This is a genomic window from Ectobacillus panaciterrae DSM 19096, assembly GCF_000430785.1.
GTDB lineage: Bacteria > Bacillota > Bacilli > Bacillales > Bacillaceae_G > Ectobacillus > Ectobacillus panaciterrae.
The window spans coordinates 19,537-37,746 of sequence record NZ_KE387248.1; the positions used below are offsets into that span (position 1 = coordinate 19,537).

General features: G+C 42.3%; 20 protein-coding genes. 3 read left to right on the top strand and 17 right to left on the bottom strand.

Annotated elements, in window-relative coordinates; genetic code table 11:
- Nucleotides 1–80 precede the first annotated feature (80 nt).
- Nucleotides 81–326, top strand: a complete 246-nt coding sequence (locus tag H540_RS0124890; protein WP_028402867.1) for a hypothetical protein — start codon at nt 81–83, stop codon at nt 324–326.
- 313 nt (nt 327–639) lie between these two features.
- Here the strand turns inward: H540_RS0124890 and H540_RS0124895 are convergent, their stop codons facing one another.
- A complete protein-coding gene (locus H540_RS0124895) occupies nt 640–2,379 on the bottom strand; it encodes a hypothetical protein (RefSeq protein WP_155891144.1) in 1,740 nt (579 codons plus the stop codon).
- A gap of 576 nt (nt 2,380–2,955) precedes the next feature.
- Between H540_RS0124895 and H540_RS0124900 the strand changes: the two genes are divergently transcribed.
- On the top strand, nt 2,956–3,918 hold the full coding sequence (locus H540_RS0124900) for a DUF4097 family beta strand repeat-containing protein (protein WP_028402869.1): 963 nt from the start codon (nt 2,956–2,958) through the stop codon (nt 3,916–3,918).
- A 144-nt stretch (nt 3,919–4,062) separates the two neighbouring features.
- Here the strand turns inward: H540_RS0124900 and H540_RS0124905 are convergent, their stop codons facing one another.
- The 5 genes from H540_RS0124905 to H540_RS0124925 form a co-directional block, all read right to left on the bottom strand.
- Complete coding sequence (locus tag H540_RS0124905) at nt 4,063–4,299, bottom strand: YrhC family protein (protein ID WP_028402870.1); 237 nt, start codon at nt 4,297–4,299, stop codon at nt 4,063–4,065.
- A 338-nt stretch (nt 4,300–4,637) separates the two neighbouring features.
- Nucleotides 4,638–5,771: a bifunctional cystathionine gamma-lyase/homocysteine desulfhydrase gene (locus H540_RS0124910; RefSeq protein ID WP_028402871.1), complete on the bottom strand. Its 1,134-nt coding sequence runs from the start codon at nt 5,769–5,771 to the stop codon at nt 4,638–4,640.
- Nucleotides 5,772–5,773: 2 nt separating this feature from the next.
- A complete protein-coding gene (locus H540_RS0124915) occupies nt 5,774–6,697 on the bottom strand; it encodes a PLP-dependent cysteine synthase family protein (RefSeq protein ID WP_028402872.1) in 924 nt (307 codons plus the stop codon).
- 78 nt (nt 6,698–6,775) lie between these two features.
- Nucleotides 6,776–7,471 carry a 5'-methylthioadenosine/S-adenosylhomocysteine nucleosidase gene (gene mtnN / locus H540_RS0124920; RefSeq protein ID WP_028402873.1) on the bottom strand — a complete coding sequence of 232 codons (696 nt, stop codon included), beginning with the start codon at nt 7,469–7,471 and terminating at the stop codon, nt 6,776–6,778.
- A gap of 16 nt (nt 7,472–7,487) precedes the next feature.
- Complete coding sequence (locus H540_RS0124925; RefSeq protein ID WP_028402874.1) at nt 7,488–8,126, bottom strand: class I SAM-dependent methyltransferase; 639 nt, start codon at nt 8,124–8,126, stop codon at nt 7,488–7,490.
- 148 nt (nt 8,127–8,274) lie between these two features.
- Here H540_RS0124925 and H540_RS0124930 point away from each other — a divergent pair, with 148 nt between their 5' ends.
- Nucleotides 8,275–8,496 (top strand): YrzA family protein, encoded by a 222-nt coding sequence (locus tag H540_RS0124930; protein WP_028402875.1) that lies wholly within the window; start codon nt 8,275–8,277, stop codon nt 8,494–8,496.
- A 16-nt stretch (nt 8,497–8,512) separates the two neighbouring features.
- On the opposite strand, the gene H540_RS0124935 is transcribed toward H540_RS0124930, so the two are convergent.
- From H540_RS0124935 to H540_RS0124990, 11 genes are all read right to left on the bottom strand, one after another.
- Nucleotides 8,513–9,154, bottom strand: a complete 642-nt coding sequence (locus H540_RS0124935) for a YrrS family protein (RefSeq protein ID WP_034671920.1) — start codon at nt 9,152–9,154, stop codon at nt 8,513–8,515.
- Between the two features lie 113 nt (nt 9,155–9,267).
- Nucleotides 9,268–11,049 carry a peptidoglycan D,D-transpeptidase FtsI family protein gene (locus tag H540_RS0124940; protein WP_028402877.1) on the bottom strand — a complete coding sequence of 594 codons (1,782 nt, stop codon included), beginning with the start codon at nt 11,047–11,049 and terminating at the stop codon, nt 9,268–9,270.
- 120 nt (nt 11,050–11,169) lie between these two features.
- Nucleotides 11,170–11,646 (bottom strand): transcription elongation factor GreA, encoded by a 477-nt coding sequence (greA, locus tag H540_RS0124945; protein ID WP_028402878.1) that lies wholly within the window; start codon nt 11,644–11,646, stop codon nt 11,170–11,172.
- A gap of 153 nt (nt 11,647–11,799) precedes the next feature.
- On the bottom strand, nt 11,800–12,438 hold the full coding sequence (gene udk / locus H540_RS0124950; RefSeq protein WP_028402879.1) for a uridine kinase: 639 nt from the start codon (nt 12,436–12,438) through the stop codon (nt 11,800–11,802).
- Between the two features lie 17 nt (nt 12,439–12,455).
- Nucleotides 12,456–13,739: a peptidase U32 family protein gene (locus H540_RS0124955; protein WP_028402880.1), complete on the bottom strand. Its 1,284-nt coding sequence runs from the start codon at nt 13,737–13,739 to the stop codon at nt 12,456–12,458.
- Between the two features lie 16 nt (nt 13,740–13,755).
- Nucleotides 13,756–14,685, bottom strand: a complete 930-nt coding sequence (locus H540_RS0124960) for a peptidase U32 family protein (RefSeq protein WP_028402881.1) — start codon at nt 14,683–14,685, stop codon at nt 13,756–13,758.
- 5 nt (nt 14,686–14,690) lie between these two features.
- The gene (locus tag H540_RS0124965) at nt 14,691–15,329 is read right to left on the bottom strand and encodes an O-methyltransferase (RefSeq protein ID WP_028402882.1); all 639 of its coding nucleotides are present in this window, start codon (nt 15,327–15,329) and stop codon (nt 14,691–14,693) included.
- 284 nt (nt 15,330–15,613) lie between these two features.
- Nucleotides 15,614–16,693 (bottom strand): endolytic transglycosylase MltG, encoded by a 1,080-nt coding sequence (gene mltG / locus H540_RS0124970; RefSeq protein ID WP_028402883.1) that lies wholly within the window; start codon nt 16,691–16,693, stop codon nt 15,614–15,616.
- A 453-nt stretch (nt 16,694–17,146) separates the two neighbouring features.
- Nucleotides 17,147–17,431: a DUF1292 domain-containing protein gene (locus H540_RS0124980; protein ID WP_028402884.1), complete on the bottom strand. Its 285-nt coding sequence runs from the start codon at nt 17,429–17,431 to the stop codon at nt 17,147–17,149.
- A gap of 33 nt (nt 17,432–17,464) precedes the next feature.
- Complete coding sequence (gene ruvX, locus H540_RS0124985) at nt 17,465–17,881, bottom strand: Holliday junction resolvase RuvX (RefSeq protein WP_028402885.1); 417 nt, start codon at nt 17,879–17,881, stop codon at nt 17,465–17,467.
- A 2-nt stretch (nt 17,882–17,883) separates the two neighbouring features.
- Nucleotides 17,884–18,150 (bottom strand): IreB family regulatory phosphoprotein, encoded by a 267-nt coding sequence (locus H540_RS0124990; protein WP_028402886.1) that lies wholly within the window; start codon nt 18,148–18,150, stop codon nt 17,884–17,886.
- Nucleotides 18,151–18,210: the final 60 nt, after the last annotated feature.

An 18,210-nucleotide genomic window follows, 5' to 3' on the forward strand; every position in this document is an offset into this window, starting at 1 on the left:
AACCAAAAGGAAGGCTGGTATCCCTCATGGAATCCCTCGAATCCGGGCATACTACACCTATCTCAACCAGGAGGTGTATGATGAAAAAACAATCAAACGACTCGTTAGGAGATAACAGATTCAACACTGCTGGATCTACTTCCAGTGAAACAAGGACGAATGACGTTCATGGTAAAGATACCAACCACTTCAAAGGAAAAATTTTCGCATCTGGTGATGAGCTTCGAAGCGAAATGGTAATAACATACGACTTTGATGACGATCTCGGCAATGATGACAATGACACAGCAGGCATTCCAAAACCATCAGGTCCATTTCATCATTAAAAAAGAAGTTGTCTATAACGTAAAGAGACAGAGGAATTTGATATTATCCCCCTTAGGTAGACACACCGTTAAAAAGACAGTAGTGTCTTACCTAAGGGGGATTTTCTATGGAGAAAAAACGAAGAACATGCGCGAACTATTCAAGAGAATTTAAATTAAAAGCTATTCAAATGCTGGCGAGGAATCTCTTCATCATTAGAAAAGAAATCCTCTATGAAATACACCGCAACATAATTGATAATAATTATCAAAGAGTTCCGTACAGCAAAATTCCTAAAACAAAAGAAAGCCGCTCTAATGGCGGCTTTCCTTCTTACTCTTTCATTAAGATATGCGGAGGCTCTGCGAGGTGCTCCGTTAATTCTTGAATCGCATACAGCAGCCTAGCCTCATTTACATACTCAGCTGGAATTGCAAGGCACTCATTTCCTTGCTTATCTGTAAACACGATATATTTTGTGCGCCATGTGTAAAACGCACGACCCTCTGTTTTTCGCCATTTTCTTTTCTCCATTGTAATGGAGCGTATTTCGTGGAGAGGCTGAGAAACGCTTTGACCTTGATGCGTATACTGAATTGAATGTCCTTTTATGTGCACAACTGTGTGCTTGCGCAGCAAATAGCTGTGCCAAACTTTCCATGCCACATACAGCGTAAGCGCGCCTGTTATGCCGAGCAGTACCAGATCAGCTGGATCTTGCAGTGCTCTGTACCAGCGATACACTGTAAAAAAGATAAGATAATATGTCACCCACGGCATTTTTTCCTTTGCTTCGTAGTATAAAGCTTCTTCGCTCTCTTGACGCTCCTGTGTGCGTTTTTCGTTAAAGATACGCACATGCTCATCTATAGAGCGGCTCTCGAATGGAACAAATTCCGTATATGTTCCATCCCATATCGCAAGGCCGTCTGGCACTTCGTCGGCATAGCCGCCGACCCAAGCTGTCAGCCAGCCCTTATCCGTCCAATCAGGGTGAGCGGAACGATATTTCATTAAGTAGTATATAATACCTTGACCGTAATAGTTTGTTGTATGATGGATATGAGCAATTTCTATATCGGCTGCCGCTGCGCCGTATTCTTCATGGTCAATCAGATAGTAAAACAAATGACTTTTCGCAAAATCATACTGTTTGTTTTGCTGGATTGGATATAAATGCTCTTTATTGTTTCGCTCCAGCTCCTCATATAACACGGAACAAGATTCGAGATTTTGCGCACAAGAAAAAAGAACTTCAGGCCTAAGAACTTTTCCTGCATAAAGCAATGAAACTGCAGTGTATGTGCGAATAATCGGATCATGAAGCACTAAAGCCTCTTGCAGCTCCTTCTCAATTTCATCATTATAGTAATAGCGCATGAGATGTAAGAACAAGCATAAATCGGCACGCGCTAATAGGTATGAGCCTCTCCACGCATGATATACGAAGGATGTTTGATAATCCTGATCATACTTTTGAACAGCTTCCTTAGCCTGCTTATAGTCACGCAATAAACGCGGCAGCACTTCATCAGCATACTTTACTTGAAGAGTGCCTGCTTCTAGACCAAAGTCCAATAGACGATAGAAAGCAAATGAATAATTCGGGTGATCCAAGTAAGATATAAATTTCGGGAACAGCTGCGGAATCCATGCCGGCTGCTGCAGCACATCCTCTAGCGGAATGTTCACTTGATTTTTTGGCAGATACGTTTCCAGCATTTCAATAAAAGCATAACCGCCAAGATCTGGTCCAACTCGGCACAAATATGAAACTGCAAAATCCTGCCCAATTGGACTAAAGAATGAATAGTGTTTCACAAGTGGACGAATGAAAGATGCATCTGTGTATTGACATACAAAAGCAAGAATTTGAGCGCTAGGATCGTCCCATTCCGCTGTCGGCTCTGGAAATCTAGCTGCCGCCTCTTCAATCATATCTAATAAAATCCGTATGTCTATGCTTGGTTCATGCATATTTTGCAAAATATCAATTGCTTCTAGCCGTACTTCCGGATCTTCACTTTTCAGCCCTTTTAAAATGTTGCGCATCGTTCGATGTACATTCTTCATAAAGTAATTCCTTTCTATTATAAACGCCAGTATTTTTGCATACAAAAAGCCATGTGCGTCACATGGCTTATCTTTTATCACTGCGGCCATTCTCTTAAAGTGAGATATTTTTATATTAATAGTACACGAAAATTGTATATCGTTTTCAATTTTTCCATAAAAAGAACTTTATGTCAATATTTTCATCAATCAAATGAAAATAGGCAAAATAAAAAATTATCATAACATCTTTCTGAAAAAATAAACTGTATATGAGTGAATGATAATTTCGACATTTCCATGTGCTATGTGCAACCAAAAGGGAGTATTGCATGCTTCTTCTCTCTGGTTTACCCTTGCATGAACCACTACAAAGGTTTAACCGCTTCCGCACGCCGCCGGATGATCTATCTCCACTATCAACGGTTTTTTTATTCACTTGTATATGATTCAGACAATATCGCTTATGTTTAATTCTTGTATCTTTACGTTTACTAAGAGAATCGCCTGTTGTAAAATTTAAGTATATCAATATTAAAAACATTCTGCCTTTTTATTCATTACAATATTCATCGTATTCGAAAGCGGGGGACTCAATTGAAAACGATTGCAAGAGTGATGCTTGGACTTGCCTTTCTCGGATTGGCTGGTTGGATTGCGTATTTTTTCTTCTTTGAAGAGATTGCAGCCATGTCAACGAATATCCAACAAGTAAATGCATCTAAAACGGCAAACGCTGCACCAGTAAAAAACATACAGATTGAAACAACTTCTGTCGATGTACATATTATCCCAAACGACAACCAAGAACAAGTTATTGTAAATCTGAATGGAAGAGCTTCTAAAAAGTTTAAAGATCAATATAAGCTGGAATTGGCGCAATCCGGCAACACAATACAAGTTCAGGTAAAAGAAAAAAAAGCATTCTCTATCGGCTTTTATATGAGTGATGTTAGAATTGATGTGCAAGTCCCAAGAAGAGCCTATGACTCGCTAAAAATTAAAACATCGTCCGGCGATATAACGGGAGACGGGTTAGAAGCAAAACAGCTGCTGCTGACTGCAGACTCGGGAGATATTCGCTTAAAAAATATAAAGGGAGAAAAGCTTGAAGCCACAGCAAGCAGCGGCGATGTGGCACTTACCTCTGCCAGCAGCAAAGAAATGCATATCCAAACGAAATCAGGTGATATAATAGCCGATTTCATCCAGAGTGAGAATTCTGATATCATCTCCTCTTCTGGCGATGTGAAGCTTCGTGAACTAAAAGGAAAAGTAATGGGTCATACACAATCTGGTGACTTTTCTTTAAAAACGAAAAAATTACTTCACGATTTGACTATAAAAAGCGGCAGCGGCGATGTTTCCTTATTAGTTATGACGGAACCAGAAGCCATGACGCTCGATGTTACAAGCAGCTCTGGCTCTAATCACGTAGAAGGACCGCAGCTGCAGTACGAAGAAAAATCGGAGCATCACCTTCGCGCCTCTATCGGCTCTGGGGGACCAGCTGTAAAAGTAGAAACACAATCCGGTGATTTCACACTGGAAATGAATTAGCATCTCATCCAATACAAGAGGAGCATACAAAGGATGTCTGAAATAGGAAGTTTTTCATTTTGTTACACTCCCAGTGTAGGATTTTCAGCCTGAAACCTATTTATACAAAAAGCCCCTCGGAATATCCAAGGGGCTGTATCTATATTATTGAGCTTGCTCTTGCTCTAAATCATCCATCTTCTCACGAATTTTTTTGGCACGGAAGAAGAAGAAAAACGAACCTCCTAAAAAGGCAACAATTGCACCTATCATCACATATAGCTGCATCATTTCTTTTTCACCGTTTGGAATTAACAATCCGAGCATGAGAATCGTGCTTAGCGCGAGCAATACTTGACCAAAACGAATGTAATCAGCAATCTTATGCTGCATGTGCTTCATCTGTACCACTCTCCATATATACCACTATAACATATTCTCGTACTCTATGAATCAAGTAAATTCCACCAGTACAGGAAAAGCGCTGCCGACTGCTCAGGTGCAGAACCAAAAAACTTATTCTTTTTAGGTGAGCATAGTGCGCCTGCCAAGTCTAGTAACGGTCAAATTCTTTTAGACGCCCTCACCTGTGTCTTTTTATTAAGCAAATAGGCTTCTTCTTTTGTGTTGTGTACTGTGAACAGCACAAGGTTGTAAATACAGGGAAATAACGGAAGAATCGACGCATAATTTTATAAATTATCTTTAAAAAAAGACACCTTTTCAGGTGCCTTTCGCTATTAGGATAAAGCTTGCTCTAAATCTTCAATTAAGTCTTCGCCGTCTTCGATACCGATCGAGATACGAACCAACGTATCTGTAATGCCCAACTCAGCGCGACGCTCTACTGGAATGGATGCGTGTGTCATTTTCGCCGGAACAGAGATTAAGCTTTCTACTGCGCCAAGGCTTTCTGCCAGCGTAAAGTATTTCACTTTGCTCATCAAGTTCGTTAATGTTTCTTCACTGTCTACGTCGAAGGAAACGATTGCTCCAAATCCATTTGCTTGCTGTTTTGCTGTTTCATAATTTGGGTGCTGTTCAAGACCTGGATAGTACACTTTCTTTACTTTAGGATGATTTTGCAGGAACTCTACAATAGCATGTGCGTTTGCTTCATGCTCTTCCATGCGCACACCTAATGTCTTCAAACCGCGCAGCAATAAAAAGCTGTCTTGAGGGCCTAGGATGCCGCCTGTAGAGTTTTGAACAAAATGCAGGTCTTGTGCCAGCTGTTCGTTATTTACAACGACAACACCTGCTACAACATCACTGTGTCCACCTAAATATTTCGTTGCACTATGCAAGACAATATCTGCTCCTAAAGAAATCGGTGTTTGCCAATACGGTGTCATGAACGTGTTATCTACAATTGTCAATAAATTATGTTGCTTCGCCAATTCTGATACTTTTTGGATATCTGTAATTTTTAAAAGTGGATTTGTCGGTGTTTCAATGTAAATCGCTTTTGTGTTTGGCTTGATTGCCGCTTCAACTTCCTCTAAGCTTGTTGTATCCACGAATGTATGCTCAAGGCCGAAGCGGTTCAATACTTTAGACATTACGCGGTATGTGCCCCCGTATACATCATCTGTCAGCACAACATGGTCGCCGCTTGAGAACAACATCATTATCGCTGTAATTGCAGCCATACCGGAACCGAATGCAAAACCAGCATGCCCGTTTTCCACAACCGCTATCGTTTCTTCTAAAGCGCTGCGTGTCGGATTTCCAGTGCGGGAATATTCGTAGCCTTTATGCTTACCGACAGCTTCTTGCTTATACGTACTCGTTTGATAAATCGGTACAGTTACCGCTCCTGTTAAAGGATCTCCTATATGAATACCATGAATTAACTTTGTTTTTGCTCGCATTTTTATTCCCATCCTCTATATATATTTTTACTTAAATACCGTTCACTGCTATCAGGGAAAATGGTTATAATGTTTGTGCCCGGCTTTGCGTTCTGAGCCTCTAAGAGACTTGCATGAAATGCTGCTCCGGAAGAACTGCCTACAAGCAAACCTTCATGACGAGCCAATTCTTTCACGCATCGGAACGCGTCTATATCCAATATAGTATGAATACTGTTAAAATATCCTTTATCCATAAACGGCGGAAGAAACTCCATGCCAATACCTTCTGTATGATGCGACCCCGGTTCTCCTCCATTTAAAATGGAGCCTTCCGGTTCTACAATAACCGTTTTTAAATTCGGGTTTTGTTCTTTCAAATATTTCGCCGTTCCCATAAACGTTCCGCCAGTACCTGCCCCTGCAACAAAGACGTCAATTTGTCCGTCCATCTGTTTCCAAAGCTCTGGTCCTAATGTATGATAGTATGTTTTCGGATTTGCTTCATTTGCGAACTGCTGCGGACAATATGAATTTGGAATCTCCAGCAAAAGCTCCTTCGCTTTCGCAATCGCCCCCGTCATCCCCTTCTCGGTCGGCGTGTTCACTACAGTTGCGCCAAGCGCACGCATCAGCTCTTGTTTTTCTATGCTGAATTTTTGCGGTACGCACACAACCACATTTACATTGTATTGCAGTGCTGCAAGGGCCAATCCGATTCCGGTATTTCCTGCAGTCGGTTCGATAATCGTGCCGCCCTGCTTTACTAAACCTTTCGCTAGCGCATCCTGTATTAAATGCTTGCCTAATCGATCCTTTACGCTGCCGCCCGGATTAAAAAACTCCAGCTTTGCAAATAATCGAACTCCCTCTGGCAATGCAAAACGCGTAATCTCCACAAGCGGTGTATTTCCGATCAGCTCATGAACCCCGCGATATATATCCATCCTATTATCCTCCTTATGGCAAAAAGAAAAAGACAACTGTATGTATTTTTTTGTATAAACAGTTGCCTTCTTCGCCTCTTACTTCAGCTCTTCTAACATTTTAACGATGAAGTTTGTAGAATGAAGAGCAGCCTTATCCAAGAATTGATCGAAGGAAACATCAGATTCTTTCCCGGCAATATCGGATAATGCACGAATGATTACAAACGGCACTTTATATTGATAGCATACTTGCGCAACCGCAGCTGCTTCCATCTCTACCGCATATAAGTCTGTGAACTTGCCGCGGATAAATTCTACACGCGCAGGGTCATTCATAAAAGAATCGCCGGTTGCAATTGTACCTTTTACCGCTTGTACACCTTCTGCTGTTTGCATGCATTTTTCTGCCAGTGCTACAAGCTCCCCGTCCGCTTCAAACGTTGCAGGCATGCCCGGTACTTGACCGTATTCATAATTGAACGCTGTCACATCTACATCGTGATGGCGGACATCTGTTGAAATAACCACATCTCCTACATTCAAGGAATGGTGGAATCCTCCGGCAGAGCCTGTGTTAATTACCTTTTCAGGCTCATAACGCTCTAATAAAATCGTGGTAGACATCGCTGCATTTACTTTACCGATGCCGGATTTCAACAGGATAACTTCATGTCCTGCCAGATTTCCTTTTGTAAACTCACAACCTGCCACTGTTTCTGTTTGTGCGTTTTCTAGTTTGTCGCGCAGGATGCGCACTTCTTCTTCCATTGCTCCGATAACTGCGATTCTCAAATTATATCCCTCTTTCTTAGTTCTTAGCGGCCTCCATAATCCACACAAAGTGGTTATAGCGAGAGAACGTTACATGGAAGCCGTTATCTTCAAAGATAGACTGCATAATCGGAATGAGTGTGTAGTATTCCGATTTCAAATCGTTTGCCAAGTTATTATACCCTTGTGCAATCGCTTCTTGGATAGTCTTATCATATGCCTCTCGGTCAACAAATATAGTATCAGCAAACACTATTTTACCACCTTTGTTCAGCAATTGACTATACTTCTCGACTGCTATGCGCTTTTCTTCATCCGTTAAATGATGAAAGGCATATGTGCTCACGATTGTATCGATTTGCTCAGGAACTTCAAAGTTCAAAAAATCTCCATCTGCAACAGATACTTCTTTAGGAAGTTTCTGCTTCGCAATTGCTCTCATTTCTTTAGAAGGCTCTATCCCATACACACGATAGCCCGCATCAAGCATTTTGTTTGTTAAGTTTCCAGTGCCCACTCCAAATTCCAGCACAGTTCCTGAAGACTTTGTAACAACATCATCTAAAATAGTATCATAATGTGCAAATACTTCTTTATATTGGTCATCTTTCCCCGCAACAAAGGAGTCATACGTATGTGCCCATTCATCAAATAGTTGATTAAATTCTGTTCCCATACAGGTCAATTCCCCTTTTTCTTATCGGATTTATCAGTATAATATGCCGGATTCATTAGAAAGTCAACTAATCTGCAATTAAAAATAGAATTTACCAATTTTCTTTGCTACACTTAGAAGTAAGGAATATATAGAAAGAGGGATGAAGATGGGTTTCTCCTTTGACATGTTAGAGGACAAAATTGAGTTTTTTGAGGCAGCGGATTTGCCTACATTGGAGAAAAAAGTAAACGAGCAGATTGATCATAATCGGGCGCTGCTGCTGGAAGTAAAAAGCGTTTCCCATCAAATGCATGTCGATCGTGAGAGCAAACGGCCGTATTACAGTGCTGTTGTGCATTTTAAACTAAAAAAGAAGAGCGCCTTCTAGAAGCGCTCTTCTTTCTTTATTTCATTCTCTGTACGAGTGTAGGCTGCCAGCCCTTACTTTCTGCCCACTCGATATATACCTTATATTTTTGCTTCGTATCCTTTGCTTGCACTGTTCCAATTGCCTTGTTCGGGCCATTATTGCCAAGAAACAGAATCGTGAGCGTATCAGCTGGAATGTTTAACGCATATGAAATCGATTGTGTCATCTCTTTCCAGTCCTGTGAAGAGGAGTCAAACTTTGTTGTATGCGGTTCGCTTTGCGATGTTCCGATCGGCTTCCAAGATCGGTTTGTGTATGTCTCTGCCACATTCTGATCCTGTTGGCCTTCTATTGTTACTTTCTCGTTTTCTGTTTTAGTTGCCGGCACAGTATTTTCTTTTGCTTCGTCTTGTTTCTTTACATCCTCTGTCTTGCTCGTATCCTCTTTCTTGTTTGCCGATTCTTCTTTTTTCTTGGATGACTCCTTATTCGCTTCCTTCTTCGGTTCCGTTTTCTTTTGCATCGCTGCCTTTTCTCCGGAAGAAGTGAAGAAAACTTGATAAGCAACCGTGACAGCAGCAAGCAAGACGATTCCGATACATACATTTAACAAAATGCCCTTACGGCGCTTTTGTCTCTTATTTTGCAATCTTGAACCGTCTCCAATTTGTGTCATTATCCCTACCCCCATCAACGTTGTTTTCACATACCTTTTATTGTAGCATCAATTTTGACAGGGTTGAAGAAAATCATGCGGATTGTTACAAAATAAAAACATTTGTTACATAGTTAACGCGATTCAATATCTTTTTGCTGCTCCCGCTCGGCAATGGCTTTCACATAGTCCATGAAAATTTGCTTCGGAAGATTATCTGCCTTATCTGTTTCTAAGTCTACCGCTACTAAGGCATATCGAGGATTCTCATACGGAAAGTATGCGGCAAACCATCGATTAACTTTATTGTCTTTCCCTGTTTGAGCAGTGCCTGTTTTACCGGCTACTGTGAGCGGCAGCGCTTGATACGCCGCTCCTGTTCCGTTCGGCGCCGTAACAACCCCTCTTAACAGCTCTTGTACCTGCTTAATCGTTTCAGACGGAAGCTGCTCGCCTTTTTGCTCATGATCTGGAAACCGATATAGCTGTACTCCATTTTTATATTCGATTTCCCGGACTGCCTTTACCTCCATCCGTTTTCCGCCGCGGGCGATTGTTGCCATCATGTTCGCTACCGCAAGAGGGGAGAGACGAACATCCTTCTGGCCGATTGACGTTTGCGCAATTGCTTTTTTGACAGCTTTATCACGCTCGTCTGCCCAAATGATTCCTTCCTTTTCTTCCGGAAGCTGACGAAATGCCGAAAAGTGAAAGACATTCCCCTTCCATCCTGCTGTTCCTGACATCCCAAGCATATCTGCATATTTTTCAATCATATTTTTATCCTTTTGAACAAGCTCCTGTCCTAAGTCCGCAAACGTGCGATTGCAGCTGCGCGCGAAGCTGTCTTCGAATGTAAGCATCCCCATAGGGTGCTCTGCAGTCCCTTCTCCGTACGGATTGCTATTGCAGTCAAACATACGCCCCGGCGTAACGAGGCCGTTATGAAGGGCGGCTGCAGCAATGACGGTTTTAAATACTGAGCCCGGAAACTGCGGAATCAGCATTTGATTTGCAGATCCCGCCTGATAAGAGCTGGCTGAAGCTGTATTTAAGGAAGGCTTGCTGACAAGGGATAGAATTTCATTTGTTTTCACATCAAGCAGCACAAGACCGCCCTTTTGCAAACCGGATCCGTTGACGATTTCTTCCGCTTTCGCCTGCAATGATTTATCCATCGTCGTTTGGATGACAACCGGATAGAACGGATTAGCGGGACGCGTATACTTTACATTCTTTCCGAATATCGGCTCTCCCTGCCGGTCGACATGGTACAAAAGCTTTGCCTCTCCATCTGTCAGTAAAAATTCATCAAAGGACCGCTGCAAGCCGGAAATGCCAATCGGTGTTGTTTCTGTAATTTTTCCTTCTGCAAGCTTATCGCTATACTGTTTTTCGAGTTCAGTCTCATTTTGACCCGTAATGCCGATTAAATGCTCAGCCAGCACTTGCTCTCCTTTTATCCTCGCATTAGCTGCTACAACTCCTGGAATGCCAATTTTATTAACCTTCTCCATTTGTTCTTCTGTCAGACGCAGAGCTTTTCCTTCGTGCTGAAAAACGAACGGCGTATCAGCGGTGTCTGTCTGCCGGATCAGTTCTTGTGCACTAATTCCCAAAACATCGGCCAGCTTCTGTGCAGGCCATTCTATATTTTTAAGAAAGGGAAATAAAATCAAACTTGGATGGTAATCATCTGTCAGCGCATCGCCGTTGCGGTCAACAAATCTTCCTCTCCCATCATCGAGTACTACAGAATGGGTGCGTTGCGCCACGCTTTTCTCCAACAGGTTCACATGCTGATTCGAGAAGGATTCTGTCGAAACGAGCTGCAGCTGCACAAGTCTTCCAATCAGCAATCCAATCATTCCGATAAAACAGATAAGTACGGAGATTACACGCTTTTTCCGAATCATATAAAAAAACACCTCATCTATCAGTTTCGACGAGGTGTTACGTGTTTCATACATAGAGCTGTAAGGTTTATGTAATTCCGGCAAAATTGCCGAAGCAGCGAAACAACGATTTCGCTGTTCTTATTTTACAGATACAATTTTAACCTTCATGTCTCCGCCCGGTGTTTGCACCATTACTTGGTCGCCGATTTGCTTGCCAAGCAGGCTTCTTGCAATCGGAGAGTCGTTGGAGATTTTTCCTTCAAACGGGTCTGCCTCTGCACTTCCCACAATTGTATATGTTTCTTCGTCACCGTCCGGCAATTCTACGAACGTGACGGATTTGCCAAGGGACACTGTTGTAGAATTTTCTACATTTTCTTCAATAATAACAGCGTTGCGAATCATATTTTCAATTTGCGTAACGCGGCCTTCTACGAAAGCTTGCTCGTCCTTCGCAGCGTCATACTCAGAGTTTTCGGAAAGGTCGCCAAAGCTGCGTGCGATTTTAATACGCTCTACTACTTCTTTGCGCTTTACCGTTTTTAAGTATTCTAATTCTTGCTCAAGCTTGTCTTTCCCAGCTTGCGTCATTGGATATGTTTTTTCAGTTGCCATGTTTTCCACTCCTTTTTGTGTCTACCAATCCCCGTCATGAGGAGTCTGCCATATAAAGATGGCCTCACCCGGCACCGGGTGAGGTTTGCATGTTTCATTGTATTCGATAAATAGAGAAAAAATCCCTTCTAATCGACGTCTTTTTCTATGCTATTACAAATTTGTAATTTGTTCAAGAATTGTTCCAATCTTTGTCACCATCAAATCGATTGCAACGTGGTTTTGACCGCCTTCCGGAATGATAATATCCGCATATTTCTTAGAAGGCTCAATGAACTGATTATGCATAGGGCGCACAACGTTCACGTACTGATTAATTACAGAATCCATTGTGCGGCCGCGTTCTTCAATATCGCGCTGCATACGACGCAAAATGCGAATATCTGCATCTGTATCCACAAATAGCTTAATATCCATTAAGTCACGAAGACGCTTGTCCTCTAGAACTAGAATGCCTTCTAGAATAATGACATCCTTCGGCTCAACGTGAATCGTTTCATCAGAGCGCGTGTGGAACTTGTAATCGTATACCGGTTTCGCAATCTGTTCGTATTTCAGAAGCTGCTTAATATGTTCAATTAACAAATCATTGTCGAACGCAAGCGGATGATCGTAGTTCGTTTTTAAACGTTCCTCAAACGGCACTTCACTTTGATCTTTATAATAATAGTCCTGCTCCAGCATTAAGATGGAATGACCATGAAAATGATCGAAAATCGCTTTTGTTACGCTCGTTTTTCCCGAACCAGAACCCCCGGCAATCCCGATGACAACAGGCGTTTTCTTCCCCATTCGTACTACCCGCTTTCTTATTGAAGTATGCTTTTTCTCATCATGTTGTAAGGATGTACCGGCTGTTCTACTTTGATTTTTACAATTTCAAGCGGATGTCTCGCTGCGTCTAACTCATTCCCGTCTTTATCCCAAATGACTTCGACCTTTTGATTGAAGTTTTCAATTTCAGGCCCGAAAAATTCTACTTCTTGTCCCGGTTTGAAGTGATTGCGCTGCTGAATTGTTGCGATTTTCGTTTCCGGATCATAATCGAGCACAAGGCCTACGAAATCATACATTGTTTTCTTACTATGATTTCCATACATTTGTTCTTGATACCCTGGAATTCCTTCAAAAAAGGCGGAAGCTGTGTCACGGTTTGCGCATTTATCCAGCTCTTCAATCCATTCTTGCTTGAAGACGAAGTTATCTGGATCCGCGCAGTATGCATCAATTACTTTACGATATACGCTAACGACAGTAGCTACATAGTGAATGGACTTCATGCGGCCTTCAATTTTCAAGCTGTCGACACCGATTTCAATCATTTTCGGAATAGACTGTACAAGCGTCAAGTCTTTCGGACTCATCGCAAAAGGAGCATCTCCTTCTTCAAACAAGGCAATCTCTTCTGCATCTTTGTTTTGGGATGTTGTTTGAATTAAATCATAATCCCAGCGGCAGGATTGACAGCAGCCGCCGCGGTTGCTGTCGCGTGCTGTCATATGATTGCTTAATGTACATCTTCCGGAGTATGCAATGCACATCGCGCCATGGATAAAGGCTTCAATCTCAATATCGACCTTCTCCTTAATTTCTTTAATTTCTTCGTAGCTTGTTTCGCGCGCCAATACAAGACGGTGTAAACCTTCTTCCTTCCAATACTGCGCCGCTTTCCAGTTGGACAAGGACTGCTGCGTGCTTAAGTGAATTTCTAGAGAAGGCGCTGCTTGCCGGCATGTTTCAATGATAAGCGGATCAGCAACGATAATGCCTGTTACACCGGCACGCTCGATTCCTTGTAAATATTCTTCCAAACCTTCCATATTTTCATTATGTGCAAAAATGTTTGTTGTTACATATATTTTTGCACCGTATTGATTTGCAAACTGAACGCCTTCTGCCATTTCTTCAAGTGTGAAGTTGTCAGCATTGGAGCGAAGGCCGAATTCCTGACCGCCAATGAATACAGCGTCTGCGCCGTAGCGGACAGCAATTTTCAGCTTTTCCAAGTTGCCGGCAGGCGCCAATAGTTCCGGCTTTTTCACAATCACACGTTTTCCGTCGACAATTTGTGAAATTTCTTTAACAGTCGTCATGGGTTTGCCCTCCTTCTTAATATACTGTTTCTTTATAGAAGAATCCGGTATCTAACGGACGGTTTACCGGCTGTAATTCCTCAATTTCTTTATATAACTGATCTTTCGCTTCGTAGTATGCATCGCGATCCTCTGCACATAAATCAATCGCTTGGCGGTATTTTTTCGTTACCTCTATCATATACTCAGAACTTTTTAGAATACCGTCAATCTTGAAAGAGTCAACTCCAGCCTCAATCAGCTCTTCAAGCTCATCAATAATGCAAATATCGTTGGGGCTCATGATATGCGTTCCGTTTTCATCTTCAAAAACAGGATACTTGCTGTTGCGCTCTTTATCATGCAGGAACATATTCTTCTCGCGCTTTTTGTTTTCAATTTCCAATTCGCGCCCTTGATACTCGAAGTAGTTGCCGATTAGAGAACGCTTGGATTGAAACATACAGGTCATACCGTGAACCTGCACTTCAATTTCCACTTCTGCATGCTCTTTAATATCAAGAATCGCATCAAAGCTCAGTTCACGTGCAAGAACAGCACGCTTCGCCCCTTTTCGTCCCCAGTAGTTGCATGTAAACCAGTTCGTTGCCGTTGTTTCTGTGTTCCAGTGCAGCTTCATTCCAGGCGCCGCTTCACGAACCGCCATTAATACAGCAGGATCGCCGAATACAATCGCATCCACGCCCGCTTCTTTTAGAAACGCCACATAATCGGTTAAATCCTCTACCTTTTCGTTATGGAACAGGGCGTTCATTGCCGCGTATACTTTTACATTATTCTGATGTGCTGCTTCTACTGCTTTTTTCACATCTTCGCGAGAAAATTCGCCCGCTAAACGAATACCAAACTTTTGCTCGCCGATTATAATTGCATCTGCACCTGCTTTCGCAAGCGCCTCTATATCTTCAACCTTATTTGGTGTTACTAGCAATTCAGGTTTTTTCAATATTCTCACCTCTTCTTTTTGCTGACCGCCACTCCATCGCCAATCGGAAAAATCGTTGTATCGTATTTAGGATGCGTCATTAACCATTCATTATAGGTCTTTATCTTCTTCACTAAACTGCGAATGCGCTTATTTTCGATATTTTCTTCTGCAACAAGCCCGCGAAACAACACGTTATCTGTAATGATGACACCTTCATCGTTCAAAAGCGGCTCATACAGCTCGAAAAATCGCTGATACTGACCTTTAGCAGCATCAATAAAAATTACATCAAACGTTCCGTGCTTGCTCACTTGCCCGAATGTTTCGAGTGCATCTCCGAACAGAAGAGAGATGCGATTTTGCAAACCGGCTGTCTCTATATATGATACAGCTTTCTCATATCGCTCTATATCGCGTTCAATCGTTACAACATCGGCATCCGCTGCTTTTACCATTCGAATGCCAGAATAGCCGATTGCCGCACCGATTTCAAGAATTGATTTTGGCTGTATGAGACGAAGCATTTGCAGCATAAATTCCATGCCGAGCTTATCCATAATCGGCACTTCATGCTCAACCGCATATTGCTCCATCTCCAAAATAAGCGAATCGTTTTGATTGATAAAAGAAAGCAAATACTCTTGTACTGCATCTTGTTCCATCTTGAGAACCTCCTTTCGTCAGGAGAACTTTCCTATATAAAGTGAAACTTCAGCAACAGGACTGTTTTTCCCCGTTGCTGTTAGTCAAACGAGCTTCTTTGTTGTCTGCCTAAAAAGCAACTCGGCAGTGTGCAGAGCACTGTAAAATACAAGCCATGCTCAGTGCCGGCTTGTACGTTCTTACATGTATGCAAAAGCAGAAATTCTGCCGTTTTTTAATCCGATACATTTTACCATAAAAAGATGAGAGATGCGAACTTTTTATTTCGCATCTCTCTATGCAGCTATTGCTGCGATGTAATATATTTTGCTTTTAAAGCATTATGCTCTTCCAGCGTTTTCGCAAAAAACACTTCTCCGCTCGGCGCGGCAAGGAAGTAATAGTAATCTGTTTGGGCAGGCTCTAATGCGGCTTTCAATGAAGGTTCCCCGGCATTTGCAATCGGTCCTACAGGCAGCCCTTTAATCACATAGGTATTGTAAGGGGAATTCACCTTTAAATCTCCATACAGTACCCTCTCTTTATGCTTGCCAAGCGCATACAGCACAGTCGGATCCGTTTGCAGCGGCATGTTTACTTTTAAACGATTATAAAATACGCTTGCAATTTTTTGGCGATCTGTAGCTGCAGTCGCTTCTTCCTCAATGAGAGAGCTAATTGTCAAGAATTGATGTACGTCCAGGTGCTTATTTTGAATAGTTGCCATATTTTGTGTTACGAATGCATTCGTTTTATTCAGCATAGGAGCAATAATTTCATCAAGTGTATTTGACTTTTTGTAATATGAATACGTTGCTGGATATAAGTATCCCTCCAGCTTGTATTTAATATTTTGATCCTTCAGTTTATCCGTGATAAGCTGCGGGTACGTTCCCTTAAGCTTGTCGATGAATGCCGGATCATTCAATTGACGAATGACATCATCTTTGTTCAATTTGAATTCCTTAGCAATGATATCCGCAATTTCCACCAGCTGAGAGCCTTCCGGGATTGTAATTTTATAGCGCACCGGATTGAATACTTGGCCGCCCGTAATGTGGTCTGCCACTTCTTTTACGCTCATAGAAGGACTAAGCAAATATGTGCCGGCTTTTAGCCCGTGTTGATAATTTGCCTTTACATAGTATTGGAATACTTTTCCGCTCTTTACAATCCTGTTCTCCTCTAACACCTGTCCGATACCGGCAGTAGATGTGCCAGGTGCAATTGTAACTTCTTTTTGTTCTTTGCTCTTCGCATCCACAGGCTTTAGTGCGGATGCTACATATATATAGCCAGCCAAGCCAATCAGTACAATAATCAGCAAAACGGCTGCCGCACTTCTTCGCCTTTTCTTCTTTTTCGCTTGCTCATTCCAATTCATCAAACAGCGTTTCCCTCCCTTTCATCTGTATCATTATACTACAACAAAACGACTTTTTTCGATATTATTCTACATACACACGAAAAGCGGAGCCGGCTCGTTCAGCTCCGGAAGGCAGAGGTTCTTCACCCAAAAAGGCGCTTTTTGCCTTTATGGGTGAAGGTTCTCTGACAGGAGGAGCTTGCCGGCGGAGCTATATAAATGATTTATAATTTCGACATATGAACCGCTGCTATACAGAACAAAAGGCAGCCTGCACTCGCTTCCTCTCTCTTACCCTTGTATGTGGGGGCAGGAAAAGGGTTGGACCGCTTCTATGCTCCGCCAGATGCTCTTTCCTCACTACAAAAAGACGTTTTTTTATTCAGTTGTATATAGACACCACCCAAAAGCGCAGCCGGCTCGTTCCTATCCACAAAGAAACGGACTGCTTTCACAGTCCGTTCCCCTTTTTTATTCTTCGCCTTCTTCATCCATAAGAGTGTTGAATACTTCTTGCACCATTTCCCACTCTTCTTCGCTCTCGATTGGAACAAGTCTTCCGCCTGCTTCGTCGCCTTCATCCGGCTCTACGATAGCAGCATCGTAAATCGGCTCTCCATCTTCGTCATACTCGCCGATTGGAGCGTACACTACATATATTTTGTCGCCAAAGCGATCAGATGGGAAAGTTAAAACGATATCGCATAAATGCTCGTTGCCATCCTCATCTACAATGGTAATTTGATTTTCATCGATAATATCGTTTTTTTCTGTCATTGTTCTTCACTCCTATTGTTTACTGTCTAGATAGCCTTGCAAAATAACAACAGCCGCCATTTTATCAATCACTTGTTTGCGTTTTTTGCGGCTCACATCCGCTGAAATGAGCAGGCGCTCTGCCGCCATCGTAGAAAGACGCTCGTCCCACATGATGACCTCAAGGCCGGAAAACTCGCGCAAATCCTCGGCAAACTGCTGGCATGCTTCGCCGCGCGGACCGATAGTGCCGTTCATATTTTTCGGCAGCCCTACTACTATTTTATCCACATTATACTGTTTTACTAATTCTGCGATACGAGCGAATCCAAATTCGTTTCGCTCTTCATTGATTCTGATCGTTTCAATGCCTTGAGCCGTCCAGCCCATTTCATCGCTGATCGCGACACCAACTGTTTTCGTGCCGACATCTAAACCTAATATGCGCATAATTAATCCTCACGATGATTCTTTAAATACGATTTCACCAGTTCTTCAATCAGTTCGTCACGCTCAAGCTTGCGGATAATGTTGCGAGCATCTTTATGACGAGGTATGTATGCTGGATCTCCGCTTAACAAATAACCCACGATTTGATTAATCGGATTATATCCTTTTTCTTGAAGTGCATCATAAACCGTAAATAATACATCATTTACTTGGACGCTTTGCTTTTCTTCCTGAAAAGTAAACTTCATTGTTTTATCGAATGGGTCCACATTAAGCACCTCACTTTGAATGGGGATAGGGAGAAGACATCCTCTCCCTATCATTGTACA